This window comes from Streptomyces phaeochromogenes (genome assembly GCF_001418655.1).
Classification (GTDB): domain Bacteria; phylum Actinomycetota; class Actinomycetes; order Streptomycetales; family Streptomycetaceae; genus Streptomyces; species Streptomyces phaeochromogenes.
Window position 1 is genome coordinate 1 of the sequence record NZ_LIQZ01000117.1, and the last position, 16,112, is coordinate 16,112.

Below are 16,112 nucleotides of genomic sequence, written 5' to 3' on the forward strand. Positions count from 1 at the left end.
CACTTCTACGGCTTCGAGTGCATCAACCTCGGCAACGGCAAGGACCCCTGGCCCGAGGCCCAGAAGGAGGCAATCGAGAAGGTCTCCGCCGCGATCTGCCGCGCCCACGGCTGGACCGAGCGCTCCGTCATCGGCCACAAGGAGTGGCAGCCCGGCAAGACGGACCCGCGCGGCTTCACGATGGACGGCATGCGCAAGCGCATAGCAGAGCGGCTGCGCGGCAAGGGCGACAGCGGCAAACCCGCCCCCGACCCGAAGCCCGCACCCAAGCCCTCGTACGAGCCCTTCCCGGGCGGTGGGTTCTTCCACATCGGCCAGAAGTCAGCCGTGATCACGGCCATGGGCCGCCGTCTCGTCGCCGAGGGCTGCGGTCGCTACGAGAGCGGCCCCGGCCCCGACTGGACCGAGGCCGACCGCAAGTCCTACGCGGCCTGGCAACAGAAGCGGGGCTTCAAGGGCAAGGACGCGGACGGCATCCCGGGCAAGGTCACGTGGGACGCGCTGAAGGTGCCCAGCTCGGGCGACTGACCGGCGGCCCGCCGCCGCGCCGGGGCCGCGAACGGGCCGCGGACCCGGCCGGGGGTCAGCCGCCGGTCACCTTGGGCGCCCACGCGCACGCCTCGACCGCCGCCGCCAGCACGGCCCGCTCGGTGGCGGTGAGGGCGTACGCGTCCGGCGTGCCGGACGGCGCGTCCAGGTGCGGGCGGACCCGGTCCGCGTCGGCGGCGGTGAGGGTGGAGAGCGGTTTCATCAGCAGGTTGAGCGGGTGCTCCAGGTCCTGGACGACCGTCGAGTAGAAGTCCGTCGACGAGTTCCTCGTGGAAAGCGCGAGCATGCCCTCGTACACCGCCAGCCGTCCGTACGGCGACGAGGCGAACTTCCCGACGGCGCGCGGGAGCGCCAGATCGTCGTCCTTGCTGTCGGGCCCCGCCTGCACCAGGAAGGGCGGGGCCGGGGAGCGTTCTAGGGTGGCGATGTCGTAGTGGTAGTTGACGTTGCCGCCCTCCGCCACCAGGAGGTTCCACGGGGCCACCGGGTTGAGCCGGAAGAACGTACGCGGTGACGAGTGCCAGCCGTCGTGCAGTCCGCGGAGACGGCCGCCGATGACCTGCCAGCGGTACAGGCCCCCGTCGTAGCCTGCCGTGACTATGGAGTCCTCGGTGAAGGTGATCGCGTTGATTGAGCCGTGCCGCAGGGACTCCACGACGATGTCGTGCATCGGCTGGAGTCGGCTGTCGGTGACGAGGATCCGGGTGTCGTCCGCGAAGGCGATCCGGGTGCCGGTGGCGTCCACGGCGAACAGGTCGGCACGCCGGAGGCCGAACTCCCGCAGATTGAGCTGCTCCTGCTCGCCGTCCGCGAGGGCGAAGGCGACGCCGTTCAGCTTCGTGCCCATCACGAACCCCGTCGCGGTCGCCTCCACCACCGCGTCCAACAGGCCGCTGCCCTGGGCCAGTACGGCCTCCCGCCCGGGTGTGTACTCGACGACCTCCGTGTCGCCGCGATAGCCCCCGCTGTCGAACTCCCGCCGGGCCACGACCGTTTCGCTGTCGATGGCGCACAGCGACCAGTGCTGCGCGGGCCCCTCGTACAGCGTCGACCGCACACCCGTCCGGTCGACGGTGACGACGCGCGAGGTGTGCGCGTCGCGGCCCTTGAGGTCCAGCGCCACGACCGGATGACGCACGGAGAACCCCACCGGACTGGCGAAGCCCAGCGTGTCGGACAGCCTGTGGGTCGTACGGTCGAACAGCTCCGCCCCGAGCCTGGTCACCTCCCTGTGCGGGAGCCCGGTGAGCACGTCCGCCAAACGGGCGTCGGCCTCGGACGGCGGGTCCCACTTGCGGCGTCTCAGATGGGCCGCCGCTCCTGCGGCCTGGGGCAGCGGCAGGGAGAGGATCAGCCACCACAGGGTGCGCCAGTCGCCCTTGCGTGCCACTTTGCGCGCCATACCGATCGGATCCGGACCACCGTCGATGCGCGGGATCACCGTGTGCCGCCTCCCCGTTGGTGAGCTTCCACCCCTGGTCACCGTGCGGACACATTCTGTCGCAGGTGTCACGGCGAGAGCCAGCGTGTTGTCACGTGGGGAACGTGGAGAACCAGCAACGAGCAACCAGCAGCCAGAAACGAGCAACCGGCAACCGGCACGTCGTCAGGTGGAGAACCAGCCGCCCGGCTTGATGTCCACCCCGAGCCGGCGCAGCGTCGCGTCCTTCAGCCGCGGGTCGAAGTCGCCCATGGCGTTGGCCGCACGGACCTGTACGGAGCGGCCGGCCTCCGGCGACTCGGCCAGCTCCCGCAGCAGCCGCAGCCCCTCCTCACGGTCCACTTCCGCCAGGGCGTGCGCGGCGACCACCCGGACCTCGTCGGTCGACCCGACGGCGTACGACCGCAGAAGAGGCAGCCCGGCCTCCCGGTTGCGTTCGGCGAGCAGCGCGGCGGCCCGGATGCGCGGGCCGTCGTCCCAGCCCGGCTCCCGGGCGAGCGCGGCCAACCGGGCCTCCCCGTCGGCCGGTTCGTAGTGGGCGAGCTCAAGTGCCGCGCGCAGCCGGTGCCGGGGTTCCTGGCCGGCGGCGCGGGCGATGGCGTCCAGGGCGCGAGCCCCCTCCGCGTGGTCGTGCTGCGCGAGAAGCACCGCGGCGTCGCAGCCGTATCGGCCGTGCAGGGCACCGTCGGCGAAGTCGCGCAGGAGGAGCGTGCCCGCGTCCGTCCGGTAACGGGCGAGGCGGTGTGCCGCTTCGACGCGGTAGCCGGCGTCGACCCGTTCGTCGCGGGCGATGCGTTCCAGGAGCAGGGTCGCCTCGGTCCGGGTCCGGCCGTCGTCCTCGGCCGACGAGGCGAGCGCGTCGGCCGCGTACACCCGGCTGTCCGCGAAGAACCGCCCGTCGGCGGCGAACCGCCGCAGACAGTCGGTCCCGGCCGTCGGGTCGTGGGCGCACAGCGCGATGGCCGCGTCGACCTTGGCCACGTCGGGGCAGCGCGGGTCCGCGACCAGGGCGTGCAGCCGGGACGTACCCGCGGAGGTGTCGTGGTCGGCCAGCCGGGCGGCGGCCACGGCGCAGTGGCGGGACGGCGCGTCGTCCGCGAACCGGGCGAGCAGCTCCGTGCCCGCCTCCCGGTCGATGTGGGCCAGGTACCACGCCGCGGCGATCCGCAGGTCCAGGGGGTACGAGCCGTCGTGCGCGAAGGTCCGCAGCAGGTCGGTGCCGCGTGGGTCGTGACCGGCCAGGGCCCCGGCGGCGTTGATCCGGTCCACGGGCACGGAGCGGGGATCGGTCGCCATGTCGTGCAGCCGGCGCTGCTGCTGCGGCAGATGCGCGAGCGAGGAGTGGGTCCCGCGCCAGTTCCGGACGACCGGGGCCGTATCGCGCTCCTGCTCGTCGGTGCGGCGCCACAGGAGTTCGAGGATCCGGCCGCGGGTGTCCTCGTCGCACATGCCCTCCGCCAGCAGCGACGCCGCCTGCTCGACCCGTTCGGGATCGGCGGCCAGCTCGCTCGTGATCCCGCGCCGCACGTCGGGCGGATGACGGTCGAAGGCGAACAGCGCGGCGACCCGGGTGTCGGCGTCGGAGAGGGCGTCGCCCCAGGTGGCGGGGTCGGTGCCGTAGCGGTCCCGGAGGTGGTCGGCGGCCAGGTACTCGGCGAACGTGCGGTGCAGGAAACGGGGATGAGCCGTATGGACGTCGACGACCACCCCGGTGGCTTCGAGCAGCGCGGTCACCGCCCGACGCCGGTACGGGTCGCCGTCGGCGGGTTCGACGGGGTCGGCCGGATCGGCCAGCAGTCCCGTGGCGGCGCCGACGATCGGTGTGCCGTGCCGCAGATACGTGTCGGCGAGGTCGCCGAGGAAGCCGCGCAGCGCGACGGTGACGGCGGCGTGCCGCGGGGCCTCCCGCGCGTGCCGCTCGCGCAGCCTGCCCAGCAACTCCTCGATCCGGTCCCGCAGATGGGGTTCGTACGGGCTCTGCCGCTGCGGGAAGCGGCCGAGGAACTCCGCCACCGCGCGGGCGTACAGGTCGACCCTGCGGGTCTGCACGCGCGGTTCGCCGCCCGGGTCGAAGTACTGCCCCACCGCGAGATGCGCGAGCAGCGGCAACCGCACCAGGTCGAGCATGCCGTTGCCCCGTACGTACGCCAGGAACTCCGCCGCCCGGGCCGCGGCCCGGGCGTGGACCTCGGGGTCCAACAGCCGTTCGGCGCCGCCCGTCTGATGGGCCATCACGAATCGGCGCAACTGCTCGTCGGTGAACGGCTGCAGCCGGAACTCCGTGGCTCCGGCGCCGGCCAGGCCGCGCCAGGCGCTGTCGTGCAGGCTGCGCGCGGACAGCAGCAGACGGCGCTCCATGCCGGGCCCGCTCGCGCTCTCCCGGGCCGCGGCGAGCAGGACCTCCATGACCTGCCGCCAGTCCTCGGGCCCGGTCACCTCGTCGAGCGCGTCCACCATCACCAGCACCCGCGCGCCCGGCACCGGCGGCCCCGCGTCCAGCAACGCCCGCGCCCCCGGCCCCGCGGCCGACGCGATCGAGTCGTGCCCCACGAGCTCGCGCGCGGCGATCCGCAGCGGGAGCAGCGGCCCGAACGGCGCCCCGTCCGGCCTGTCCGCCCGCGTCGCGTCCCGCCACCACCGCCAGGCCGTGGCCTCCACGTACTCCAGCAGGCTGGACTTGCCGACCCCCGCCTCCCCGGTGACGACGATGTGGCGGACGGTCGGATCGGCGAGGAGCCGCTCGACGGACACCGGCTGCCCGGTGACCCGGAGAGGCCCGGCCGGGGCCTGGGCGTCCCGGTCGGCGGTGGTGTCGAGCCGCTGCTGGGTGTAGACGCGGGCGAGTTCGCCGGGTTCGGCGGCCCGGTAGGTGAGACCGCCCCGGTCCCGTACCGCGTCGGGCGCGGGAGCGGCGGCGAGCAACTCGGGCGGCAGCAGCGGACGGTGGCCCCGGCGCCAGAACCGTCCCGTGGTGCCCGGCTGCTTCGGCGAGGCGCTCCGGCGACCGTCCGTGCCCTGGCGCCGCGTGCCGTCACCGGAGCCGGTCCGCCCCGGATCCCGCTCCGGCCGCTCGCTCCGCCCGTACGCCCACGCGCCCGCTCCGCCGGCCCACCGGATCCACTCCGCCAGCAGCGGATCGTCCGCGAACGTCCGCGCGGGCACGGCCCGCAGCTCGGCGACGGGTCCGGAACCGCCACCGGCGTCGGCGGTGACGAGTCCCACCAGCCGGTCCCCGGCGAACAGCGCGGCCCCCGACATCCCCGCCCAGCCGCTGCCGGGCGTCGGCCGGGCGAGCGCGCCGGTCGTGATGACCCAGTGCCCGGACCGCACCCCCGACAGCGGGTGCAGGACCCCGCCGAACTGCCGGGACTCGCGCACCCTGTCCACCACATCGTGGTCGGGGAAGCCGACGGCGGTGACCTCGACCGGGTCGGCGGAGACGAGATCGGCCCAGTACGTCGTCGACCACCCGGCCGTCGGCGTCGCCTGGTCGGCGTCCTCGGTGACCAGCAGCAGCGCCACATCGCACTCGGGCCGCCACCACACCGTCACCGCGTTCCGGAACGGCCGCCCGGCTGAGGCGTCCGCCAACGCCCGTACCCGGCACGGCTCGCGGCCGTCGGCCAGCTCGTCCAGCGCCGCCGGCGACAGGGAGCGGCGAGGCGGCGGGGCACCGGGAGCGGCCTCGCCGACAGGTGCCGTGCCCTCGGCTGCGTGCCACACCGTGAGTACGAGCTGCGGCGTGACGAACCACCCCGAACCCACCACGCCGGCCCGGGGGTTGAACACCTCCGCGACACGCTGAGCGGTCAACGGCACGTCCAGGGCCTCCTCAGCGCGGCTCGCCGTCGACGTCGGCGGTCACCCGCACGGGACCGTCCCCGCCCGCCGCCACCGGGTTGAGCGTGAGGGACAGCCGGTGGGTCGTCTCCGACGCGGCCTTCCCCGCCGCCCCGAACGACACCACTCCGAAGCTCAGTCCGCCGCTGCCAGAACCCTCGCGCGTGATGGCGAGCGCCAACTCGACGTCCACCTGCCCGAGTTCGAACTGCAGCGGCTCACCGCTGCCGCGCGCCATCGCGGCCGTCAACTCGGCCCGCAACGCCTCGATCGTCTCGGCAAGACCACCGGCAACAGCCCCGCTCTCACTGCCCATCGCACGACCCCCGTGACTTCGCTGCGGCACCGTGAACACCGTCCATGATGACACCCGTGTCTCCCGGCGCCCCTTGCCAGGGCGGCGGGCCGGAGCCCGCCCGGCGCTACGCGGAGTCGGCGTTCGAGGGCGGATACGGCGGCCGAGCCGGAATCGCCGCCGAGGGGGACGGCAACGGCGGCAGCGCCGTCTCGTGCAGCCACGACCGGAACAGGTCGTCCAACGGCTCGGTCGCGAACCGGGCCACATGCGTCGTGAAGGCCGCCGTGGTGACCGTGCCACCCCGGTGCACCGACGCCCATCCGCGCAGCATCCGGAAGAACGCGTCGTCCCCCAGCGCACACCGCACCGCGTGCAGCAGCAGCCCGCCACGCTCGTAGAGCCGGTCGTCGAACATCAGCTTGCGGCCCGGGTCGGACAGCCTGAGGTCCTGCGGCAGCGCGGACAGCTTGCGGTGCGCGAGGCCCGCGAGCGCCTGGGCGTTGCGCCCACCGGACCGCTCCGACCACAGCCACTCCGCGTACTTCGCGAACCCCTCGTTCAGCCAGATGTGCCGCCAGTCGGCGATGCTCACACTGTTGCCGAACCACTGGTGGGCCAGCTCGTGCGCCACCAGCCGCTCCGAACTCCGCGCCCCGTCCACGTGGTTGGCGCCGAACAGGGACAGCCCCTGTGCCTCCACAGGGACGTCCAGCTCCTCCTCGGTGACGACCACCGCGTACTCGCCGAACGGGTACGGGCCGAAGAGCTCCTCGAAGAGCTGCATCATCGAAGGCTGCCGCGCGAAGTCCCGGGAGAACTCGGTGAGCAGGTGCGCCGGAATGTGCCCGGCCTGCGGGACACCGCCGAGACCCGGATCGCCGAGCAGCACGGTCTGGTACTTCCCGATCGACAGCCCGACCAGATAGCTGGACGTGGGCGCCGACTGCTCGTACACCCATGTCGTGGTGGACGCCTTCGTCGTACGGGTCAGCAGCCGGCCGCCCGCCACCACCGAGTACGCCGACGGCGTGGTGATCGAGATCTGGTACGAGGCCTTGTCCGCGGGCCGGTCGTTGCACGGGTACCAGGACGGCGCCCCGACCGGCTGGCTGGCCACCAGAGCCCCGTCCTCCAGCTCCTCCCAGCCGAGCCCGCCCCACGGGCTGCGCACCGGCTTGGGGTTCCCCGACCAGTGCACCTCCACCGTGAACGCGGCACCGGCCCGGACCGGCTTCGGCGGGCGGATCCGCAGCCTGCCGCCGCGGTGCGTGTAGTGCGTCGTCCGCCCGTCGACCCTGACCCGGCCGATCCGGAAGTCGGCGAGGTTCAGCTGGAACTCGGCGACCGGCGACCGGCCCGCTATGGCGTTCAGGCGCGCGGTGCCGGACAGCCGGTTGGGTCCCGGACGGTAGTCCAGGGCGAGTTCGTACCGATGCACCCGGTAACGGGGATCACCGTTCGCCGGGAAGTACGGATCCGCTCCCACTGTCTGCTGAACCACTGAAGTGTCTGCTCCCTGCGCTGTGCTCGTACGGCGTGCCGGCCTTCCCTCCCCGGGCGCCGTACGGGCCGCGCCTAGGGACGCCATGCCTCGATCGGGTTGCCCAGCCAACGGGTGTCGTCGGGAACGGATTCCGCCGCCATGACGAGGGACGCGGGTCCCAGTGTGCTGCGCGCCCCGACGGTGCTGCCGGGCAGAACGATTCCGCCCGGGCCCAGGGTGGCGCCCTCACGGAGGACCACAGTATCCGTCCGCAAGATCCGGTCGTGGAAGAGGTGGGTCTGCAGCACACAGCCACGGTTCACCGTCGCCGCGTCCTCCAGCGTCACCAGGTCCGTCTCGGGCAGCCAGTAGCTCTCCACCCACACACCCTTGCCGATATGGGCGCCGAGGCCGCGGAGCCACAGGTTCATGACGGGAGTACCCGGCACGGACCCGGCCAACCACGGCACGGCGACGACCTCGACGAAGGTGTCGGCCAGCTCGTTGCGCCACACGAAACCGCTCCACAGCGGGTGCTCACCGGTCCGGTGCCGCCCCACGAGCAGCCACTTGGCGATCACGGAAAGCAGCCCGGCGGCGGCCCCGGCGCCCAGCAGTACGACCCCGGCGAGCGCCCAGGCCCAGGCCCCGAGCGCGCTCAGCGCGGCGATCGTCAGCACGGCCAGCGCGGCCGAGCAGAAGACGGGCACGATCCGGCACAGCTCGACAAGCCCGCGCGCCAACAGCAGCCGCGCCGGCGGATCGTACGTACGGCTCTGGTCGCCGCCCTGCGTCGAGCGGGGCAGCTTGACCGGCGGCAGCCCCAGGTAGGAGCTGCCCTTCTTGGCCTTCTTCGGCGTCGCGGACAGCACACCGACCAGACCGCCGTCCGGCACGGAACGGCCCGGCGCGGTCATCCCGGAGTTCCCGAGGAAGGCGCGGCGCCCGATCTCGGCCCGCCCGATCCGCATCCAGCCGCCCCCGAGCTCGTACGGCGCGGTCAGCGTGTCGTCGGCCAGGAACGCGCCCTCGCCGACCGTCGTCAGGCTCGGCAGCGCGAGCACCGTCGACACCTCCGCGCCCCGCCCGATCCGCATGCCGAGCAGCCGCAGCCACACCGGCGTGGCCAGCCCGGCGTACAGCGGGAACAGCGTCTCGCGGGAGCGGTCCATCAGCTGCGTGACCGTCCAGGCCTGCCAGCCGATCCTGCTGTGCGTCGGATGCGTACCGGGCCGCAGCCCGAGACTGAGCAGCCGCACGTTGACCAGCAGAATCAGCGCGTACGTGAGACCGAAGGCCAGCGTCGCCGGCACCAGCGCGACCGCGGCACCCCGCAGCGCCTCGCCGAGCCCGGCGTCCGGCGAGACGAAGACGCTCGCCACGAGCACCGCGGCCAGGCCCGCGACCAGCGGCAACGCGGAGAGCGCGAAGCCGGTGGCGCCGTACATCACGCGCCAGTACGTGCCCTTCTGCGGGCGCTCCTTGGGCCAGTCCCGCTTGGCCTTGCCGAGCTTGGCCGCGGGAGCTCCGGCCCACCGCTGACTGGTGGGGATGTGTCCGGCCACGGCCGAACCGGGGGCCACCTCGGACCGCTTGCCCACCCGGACGCCCGGGAAGAGGATGCTGCGGGTGCCGACCACGGCGTGCGCGCCGACCTTGACCGGGCCGATCTCCAGCCGGTCGCCGTCCAGCCAGTGCCCGGACAGGTCCACCTCGGACTCCACGGCGGCACCCCGGCCGAGCTTGAGCATGCCGGTCACCGGCGGCAGCGAGTGCAGGTCCACGTCGGACCCGACCTTGGCGCCGAGCGCACGCGCGTACCGCTCCAGCCACGACCCCGTCAGCGAGGTCGCCCCGCTGAACTCGGCCAGCCGCTCGGCCGTCCACAGCCGCAGATGCACGCTCCCTCCCCGCGGATACCGCCCGGGCTTCAGACCGCGCAGCAGCAGCCGCGCACCACCGGCCGCGATCGCGAGCCGCCCCGGCGGACTGAAGAGCAGCCCGGCCCCCGCCGCGACGACCCACCACGAGGCGGTCGGCACCCACGGATACGGACCGAACCAGTGCAGTACGTTGCCCAGCGCGGCCAGCGCCACGGTCCAGCGCAGCCCGAGCAGGGTGAACAGCGGGACGAGCACCAGCAGTTGGACGACCTTGGCGCGCAGGGGCACCGGCGTGATCTCGCGGGTGGCCCCGTCGCTTTGAGCGGACTTCTCCAGATGCCGGGCCAGCTTGCGCAGCACCGGCTGCTGGTAGATGTCGACGACGGCGGCGCTGGGGTAGCGGGTGCGCAGCCGGGTGGTGAGCTGGGCGGCGGCGAGACTGCTGCCGCCGATCGCGAAGAAGTCGTCCCGCGCCGAACCGACGGGGATGCCGAGCACCTCGCTCCACTGCTCGGCGAGCCAGGCCTCGGTGCCGTACAGCTGCTCGGCGGGACCACCGGTCTCCAGCCCCTCCAGGGGCCACGGGAGGGCGTTCCGGTCGACCTTGCCCGAGGTCCGGGTCGGCAGGTCGGCGACCGGCGCGAGCAGCGGGACCAGGGCGGCGGGCAGCTCGGCGCGCAGCTTCTCGACGGCCGTCGCGTGGTCCCAGCCTTCCTGGGTGACCACATAGCCGACGAGCAGCTGGTTGCCGCTGCGGGCGGTACGGACGGCCGCCGCGGCGCCCGCGACACCGGGCAGTCCCTGGAGCGCGGTGTCCACCTCGCCCAGCTCGATCCGACGGCCGCCGAGCTTGATCTGCTCGTCGGCGCGCCCGAGGAAGACCAGCCCTTCCGGCTCGGCCTTGACGAGGTCACCGCTGCGGTAGGCGCGCTCCCAGCCGAGTGACTCCAGCGGGGCGTACTTCTCGGCGTCCTTCTCGGGGTCGAGGTAGCGGGCCAGGCCCACTCCGCCGATCACGAGCTGACCGCTGCCGCCCATGGGCACCGGCTCGCCGGACTCGTCGACGACGGCCAGCTCCCAGCCGTTGAGCGGCAGCCCGATACGGATCGGCTCCTCGCCGGTCATCAGGGAGGCACAGGCGACGACGGTGGCCTCGGTCGGCCCGTACGTGTTCCAGACCTCGCGGCCCTCGGTGACCAGCCGCTGCACCAGCTCGGGCGGGCAGGCCTCACCGCCGAAGATCAGCAGCCGGACCTCGTTGAGAGCCTCCGGCTCCCACAGGGAGGCCAGCGTCGGCACGGTGGAGACGACGGTGATCTCCTGCTCGACCAGCCAGGACCCCAGATCGGCGCCGCTGCGCACCTGGGAGCGCGGCACGGGCACCAGGCAGGCCCCGTACCGCCAGGCCAGCCACATCTCCTCGCAGGAGGCGTCGAAGGCGACGGAGAGACCCGCCATGACCCTGTCACCCGGGCCGATCGGGTCGTCGGTCAGGAACAGCTCGGCCTCGGCGTCCACGAAGGCGGCGGCGCTGCGGTGGCTGACGGCCACGCCCTTGGGCTTCCCGGTCGAACCGGAGGTGAAGATGATCCAGGCGTCGTGCTCGACACCGGGCCGCGCGGCAGGCGCCTCGCTGCGCCCGTCGACGGTCAGCTCGTGCCCGGCGCCGACGACGGCCCGCACCCCGGCCTCGCCGAAGACCAGCTCGGCGCGCTCGTCCGGGTCCTCGGCGTCCACCGGCACATAGGCGGCGCCCGCCGCGAGGACGGCCAGGATCGCCACGTACAGCTCGTTGGTCCCCGACGGGACCCGGACGCCCACGCGGTCCCCGAGGCCCACCCCGGCGGCGCTCAGCCGCCGCCTCAGGGCCTCGACCTCTATGGCCAGGGCGCGGTAGTTCAGGCAGCGGTGACCGTCGTCCAGCGCGGGCTCGTCGGGGTAGGCCCGTACGGACGCGTCGAGGATGTCGACGAGGGTGCGGGGCGAGGCGGCGGAAGCGGCGGTGAAGCGGGCCGGGTCGCCGAACTCCGCGCGCACCTCTTCGTCGAACAGCGCGAGTGCGGGTCCTTGCTCGAGGGCTGCCATCGGGTCCTCACGTGTGGTTCCCGGGACGTCCGGGGGAGCCGGCGGGCCCGCAGGTATGCCTGGGGATATTCCGGTCAGCTCCAAACAAGCGTGTAATTTTAGTACGACGCTAGCTCCGGACCTGCGGCTCAGCCATGTGAGGAGGCCCCAGGAGGGGGTGGAGAGCGCTTGCCCCAACGCTCTGACGTGGGGGTATGTCATCCTGACGAGATCTGCCCCACACATGGCCGTAACACCGTCGAGCCAGGGGGCGTAGACAACGGGGCGTAGACAACGAGTGAGGGCCGCGACCAGTTGGTCGCGGCCCTCACTCATCTCGTGTGTCCGAGGGGGGACTTGAACCCCCACGCCCGATAAAGGGCACTAGCACCTCAAGCTAGCGCGTCTGCCATTCCGCCACCCGGACAAGGTGTCTGTCGCGCGGGTTTCCCTCGCGGCGACGGAGGAAACATTACCAGGCTTTCGAGGGCCCCCGATCACGGGTGGGCGGGCGTGAACGACGTGTGACGGGCCTGGTCCGCCCTTGGGGTGGGCAGGGTCGGAGAGGGAGGATGGAGAGACCGCCGACGGGAACACCGCCGGCAGGCAGCGTGGGAGGAAGCAGCGTGAGTGAGCCGGACACGACCAGGAACGTCACGGGTGAGGACGAGGTCGTCGACCTCTGCCGCGAGCTGATCCAGATCGACACCAGCAACTACGGCGACCACTCGGGCCCGGGTGAGCGCAAGGCCGCCGAGTACGTCGCGGAGAAGCTCGCCGAGGTGGGACTCGAACCGCAGATCTTCGAGTCGCACCAGGGCCGCGCCTCCACGGTGGTCAGGATCGAGGGCGAGGACCGCTCGCGACCCGGGCTGCTCATCCACGGCCACACCGACGTCGTACCGGCCAACGCGGCGGACTGGACGCACCACCCGTTCTCCGGCGAGATCGCCGACGGCTGTGTGTGGGGCCGCGGCGCGGTCGACATGAAGGACATGGACGCGATGACCCTCGCGGTCGTCCGCGACCGGATGCGCAGCGGTCGCAAGCCGCCCCGGGACCTCGTGCTGGCCTTCCTGGCGGACGAGGAGGCGGGCGGCAAGTTCGGCGCCAAGCACCTCGTCACCAAGCACCCGGACCTCTTCGAGGGCGTGACCGAGGCGATCGGCGAGGTCGGCGGGTTCTCCTTCACGGTCAACGAGAACCTGCGGCTGTATCTCGTGGAGACCGCCCAGAAGGGCATGCACTGGATGAAGCTGACCGTGGACGGCACCGCCGGACACGGTTCGATGATCCACAAGGACAACGCGATCACCGAGCTGTCGGAGGCCGTCGGACGCCTGGGCCGCCACAAGTTCCCGGTCCGCGTCACCAAGACGCTCCGGCACTTCCTCGACGAACTCGGCGACGCGCTGGGTACCGAACTGGACCCCGAGAACATGGACGCGACGCTCGCCAAGCTCGGCGGTATCGCCAAGCTCATCGGCGCCTCGCTCCAGAACACCGCCAACCCGACCCAGCTGGGCGCCGGTTACAAGGTGAACGTGATCCCGGGCCAGGCGACCGCGCATGTCGACGCCCGCTATCTGCCGGGCTACGAGGAGGAGTTCCTCGCCGACCTGGACCGCATCCTCGGCCCGAACGTGAAGCGCGAGGACGTGCACGCCGACAAGGCGCTGGAGACCACCTTCGACGGGGCGCTGGTGGACGCCATGCAGACCGCGCTGTCCGCCGAGGACCCGATCGCCCGGGCCGTCCCGTACATGCTCTCCGCGGGCACCGACGCCAAGTCCTTCGACGACCTCGGCATCCGCTGCTTCGGCTTCGCCCCGCTGAAGCTGCCGCCGGAGCTGGACTTCGCCGGGATGTTCCACGGTGTCGACGAGCGGGTCCCGGTGGATGCCCTCAAGTTCGGGGTGCGGGTCCTGGACCGCTTCATCGAGGCGTCCTGAACCGCCGCTGCCGTGAAGCGTCCTGAATTAACCCGCTGAAACGACACTCCAATAATCGCCAGCGCGTACGGAGTCGACTGAGAAGAGTGAATGGGCTCATAAGCTCGTAGCCCTATTACTCCCTCCTCGTTACAGGTGATGCGATCCGCGGCTGGGATCGCATTGCCAACAAGGAGGAATAATGATCAAGAAGATCGTCGCCGCTGCTGCTGCCACTGGTGGCATCGTTCTCGCCGGTGCGGGTATCGCGGCTGCCGACTCCGGTGCTCAGGGTGCTGCCGTGCACTCTCCCGGTGTGCTCTCGGGCAACGTCATCCAGGCGCCCATCCACGTGCCGGTGAACGTCTGCGGCAACACGGTCTCCGTGATCGGGCTGCTGAACCCTGCCTTCGGCAACACCTGCACCAACGTCTGACGTTGTGCCCACCTCATGAGGGCCTGCACCCCATGAAGGCCTGAAAACCCATGAGGGTCTGAGTCCGCGGCCCCGGAGCGCACGCCATGCGCTCCGGGGCCGCCGACATTCCGTGTTCAGAATTCCGCAATTCCGCGCCCGCGCATCCCGGCGCGTGCGCGTTCCTGAAGCCGCACGGCTTACAAGGATCACAAGGCAGGGAAAAGCTATGCGACAGGTCACCCGCAAAGGCCTGATGACGGTGGCGGCGGCGACCGGCGTCCTCGCCGCCACCGGCGGTTACGCGCAGGCCGACTCGGGGGCGCACGGCAGCGCCTCGGACTCCCCGGGCGTGCTCTCGGGCAACTCGGTGCAGGCGCCGGTGCACGCGCCGGTCAACGTCTGCGGCAACACCGTGAACGTGGTCGGGGTGCTCAACCCGGCGGTGGGCAACAAGTGCGCCAACAAGGGCGGCGGCTCCGGGCGCCACCACAACGGCGGCGGATCGCACGCAGGGGGCGGATCGCACGCCGGGGGGCACACGAGCAACTCGCCCGGCGTGGGCTCGGGCAACCACGTCCAGGTTCCGGTGGACGTGCCGGTCAACGTCTGCGGCAACAGCGTCTCCGTCGGTGGTGTCGGAAACGCGGCCACGGGCAACGACTGCTCGAACACCGGCGGCGGGCACGGCTCGACGCCTCCCGGGTACGGCGAGCCCAACCCTCCGGGAAAGCCCGGTCAGCCGGGTGACCCCGGGGACCCGGGCCGGCCGGGCAAGCCGGGGGAGCCCGGTAAACCGGGTCAGCCCGGGGACCCTGGCAACCCCGGTGACCCGGGTCAGCCCGGTGGACCCGGCGGCGACGGTGGACCCGGCCGGTCCGGTGGCGTGGACCTGGGCTCCTCGAACCCGAACGACCCGGGCGCCCAGGCCGTCTCGCAGCCCAAGGGCTCCGAGCAGCTGGCGCAGACCGGCAGTGAGCTGCCGCTCGGTCTCGCGCTGCCGGTGGGCGCGGGCGCGCTGCTGGTGGGCGCCGTGCTCTACCGCAAGGCACGCGCCTCCGCGTGAGACGACGCCATGACACGACAAACGGCGTCATGGCACCGGACAAACAGTGCCATGAGGCCAGACGAACAGTGTCATGGCACCACAAAGGCCCCCAGGGGCAGGCGAACACGCCCCGCGGGGGTCGACGGAGCGGGCCCCGCACGCGCGGGGCCCGCTCCGTTTCAGCCGTCCCTCGTCACCACGTGGCACGCACCTGGCGGATGATCCGCCGGCGCAACCGCACCCTGCGGCTGCCGTCGCGGTGGAGGCTGAGGCGGTCCAACTCCCAGTGTCCGTACTCGGCATGGTCCGTCAGTAGTCGTGTCGCTTCCTTGCGGGAGACCCCGCGCGGCACGTACACGTCGACAAATTCGTATTCCGGCATCGCATCTATTGTGCGTGTGGAGGCCGTGTACGGATAGCGTCTGCACTATGTCTGATGCTGCGCAGCCCACCGCTGCCGAGGTACGCGCCGCCGCCGAGGCGGTCAAGGCCGCGCTCGACCGTCACCTGGCGGCGGTCGAGCGCAGGACGGGTGAGGACGACCCGGCCGTCTACGAGGCGTTCAACGAGCTGGCCGCGGCGGCCGAGGAGTACGACGAGCTCCTCTACGACCGCTACGACGAGGTCACTCCCTTCGAGATCCCCGGCACCGAGGACGCGCTGCCGTACACCGGGCCGGAGGAGCCCAACGCGCTGAGCGTGCTGATCCGCCGGGACTACACGGTGGTGGAACCGCAGCGGCTGCTGGCGCAGGCGCAGCGGGTGGAGGCCGTGGAGGAGTCCGGGGCCGCGGCTGCGGGCTTCGACGCCGCTTCGGGGACCGTGCACGGTGCCCTGGGCGTCCTCTTCGGCGAGTTCGAGCCCGACGAGATCGCCTCCCGGCACAAGGAGTTCGGTCTGGAGGAGGGCGACTCCACGCTGTGGGTCACCGCCGCGGACGAACCCGCCGAGGCCGGCGAGTGGCTGGAGGCGCCGTTCGACCACGCCGATCCGCATCAGGTGTTGTGCCGCTTCGACGTCAGCGCCGTCTTCGACGAGGAGGCCGGGGCGGACCTCGACGACGACATCGAGGACGCCGTCGAGCCGGAGCTCGACGAGGACGAGGACCTGGAGCCGCTCGACGCGGAGCGCTGAGGCTCCCGCCGGTTCGTACTGCTTCG

Annotated in this window: 11 protein-coding genes and 1 tRNA gene; 5 read left to right on the forward strand and 7 right to left on the reverse strand. The window is 72.3% G+C overall.

The features are described 5' to 3' along the window. On the forward strand, positions 1 to 528 hold a 528-nt coding region (locus AOK17_RS16915; RefSeq protein WP_169801932.1), incomplete at its 5' end, for a peptidoglycan-binding protein. Between the two features lie 55 nt (positions 529 to 583). Here AOK17_RS16915 and AOK17_RS16920 read toward each other — a convergent pair. From AOK17_RS16920 to AOK17_RS16945, 6 genes are all read right to left on the reverse strand, one after another. Then, the gene (locus AOK17_RS16920) at positions 584 to 1,990 is read right to left on the reverse strand and encodes a hypothetical protein (protein ID WP_055613311.1); all 1,407 of its coding nucleotides are present in this window, start codon (positions 1,988 to 1,990) and stop codon (positions 584 to 586) included. 165 nt (positions 1,991 to 2,155) lie between these two features. Next, positions 2,156 to 5,809, reverse strand: a complete 3,654-nt coding sequence (locus AOK17_RS16925) for an NACHT domain-containing protein (RefSeq protein ID WP_055613312.1) — start codon at positions 5,807 to 5,809, stop codon at positions 2,156 to 2,158. 13 nt (positions 5,810 to 5,822) lie between these two features. Continuing rightward, positions 5,823 to 6,146 carry a trypco2 family protein gene (locus tag AOK17_RS16930; RefSeq protein WP_055613313.1) on the reverse strand — a complete coding sequence of 108 codons (324 nt, stop codon included), beginning with the start codon at positions 6,144 to 6,146 and terminating at the stop codon, positions 5,823 to 5,825. A 106-nt stretch (positions 6,147 to 6,252) separates the two neighbouring features. Further along, a complete protein-coding gene (locus AOK17_RS16935; RefSeq protein WP_079053070.1) occupies positions 6,253 to 7,716 on the reverse strand; it encodes a M1 family metallopeptidase in 1,464 nt (487 codons plus the stop codon). Then, the gene (locus AOK17_RS16940) at positions 7,704 to 11,579 is read right to left on the reverse strand and encodes a Pls/PosA family non-ribosomal peptide synthetase (RefSeq protein ID WP_055613315.1); all 3,876 of its coding nucleotides are present in this window, start codon (positions 11,577 to 11,579) and stop codon (positions 7,704 to 7,706) included. The genes AOK17_RS16935 and AOK17_RS16940 overlap by 13 nt, the downstream gene beginning before the upstream one ends. Positions 11,580 to 11,900: 321 nt before the next feature. Beyond that, positions 11,901 to 11,985: transfer RNA gene (locus tag AOK17_RS16945), tRNA-Leu, on the reverse strand. Between the two features lie 199 nt (positions 11,986 to 12,184). Here AOK17_RS16945 and AOK17_RS16950 point away from each other — a divergent pair. The 3 genes from AOK17_RS16950 to AOK17_RS16960 all read left to right on the forward strand — a co-directional run bounded on the left by AOK17_RS16950 (position 12,185) and on the right by AOK17_RS16960 (position 14,970). Beyond that, a complete protein-coding gene (locus AOK17_RS16950; RefSeq protein ID WP_055613316.1) occupies positions 12,185 to 13,510 on the forward strand; it encodes a M20/M25/M40 family metallo-hydrolase in 1,326 nt (441 codons plus the stop codon). 181 nt (positions 13,511 to 13,691) lie between these two features. Next, on the forward strand, positions 13,692 to 13,925 hold the full coding sequence (gene chpH / locus AOK17_RS16955; RefSeq protein ID WP_055613317.1) for a chaplin ChpH: 234 nt from the start codon (positions 13,692 to 13,694) through the stop codon (positions 13,923 to 13,925). A gap of 208 nt (positions 13,926 to 14,133) precedes the next feature. After that, positions 14,134 to 14,970: a chaplin gene (locus tag AOK17_RS16960; RefSeq protein WP_055613318.1), complete on the forward strand. Its 837-nt coding sequence runs from the start codon at positions 14,134 to 14,136 to the stop codon at positions 14,968 to 14,970. Positions 14,971 to 15,145: 175 nt separating this feature from the next. Here the strand turns inward: AOK17_RS16960 and AOK17_RS16965 are convergent, their stop codons facing one another. Then, positions 15,146 to 15,334, reverse strand: a complete 189-nt coding sequence (locus tag AOK17_RS16965) for a DUF5703 family protein (protein WP_005319466.1) — start codon at positions 15,332 to 15,334, stop codon at positions 15,146 to 15,148. A 47-nt stretch (positions 15,335 to 15,381) separates the two neighbouring features. Between AOK17_RS16965 and AOK17_RS16970 the strand changes: the two genes are divergently transcribed. Further along, a complete protein-coding gene (locus AOK17_RS16970) occupies positions 15,382 to 16,086 on the forward strand; it encodes a hypothetical protein (RefSeq protein WP_055613319.1) in 705 nt (234 codons plus the stop codon). The last annotated feature ends 26 nt before the right edge of the window (positions 16,087 to 16,112 follow it).

Coding starts and splice junctions, on each gene's coding strand:
- AOK17_RS16930 (WP_055613313.1), bottom strand. CDS start 6,146: ATGGGCAGTGAGAGCGGGGCTGTTGCCGGTGGTCTTGCCGAGACGATC.
- AOK17_RS16935 (WP_079053070.1), bottom strand. CDS start 7,716: ATGGCGTCCCTAGGCGCGGCCCGTACGGCGCCCGGGGAGGGAAGGCCG.
- AOK17_RS16940 (WP_055613315.1), bottom strand. CDS start 11,579: ATGGCAGCCCTCGAGCAAGGACCCGCACTCGCGCTGTTCGACGAAGAG.
- chpH (WP_055613317.1), top strand. CDS start 13,692: ATGATCAAGAAGATCGTCGCCGCTGCTGCTGCCACTGGTGGCATCGTT.
- AOK17_RS16960 (WP_055613318.1), top strand. CDS start 14,134: ATGCGACAGGTCACCCGCAAAGGCCTGATGACGGTGGCGGCGGCGACC.
- AOK17_RS16965 (WP_005319466.1), bottom strand. CDS start 15,334: ATGCCGGAATACGAATTTGTCGACGTGTACGTGCCGCGCGGGGTCTCC.
- AOK17_RS16970 (WP_055613319.1), top strand. CDS start 15,382: ATGTCTGATGCTGCGCAGCCCACCGCTGCCGAGGTACGCGCCGCCGCC.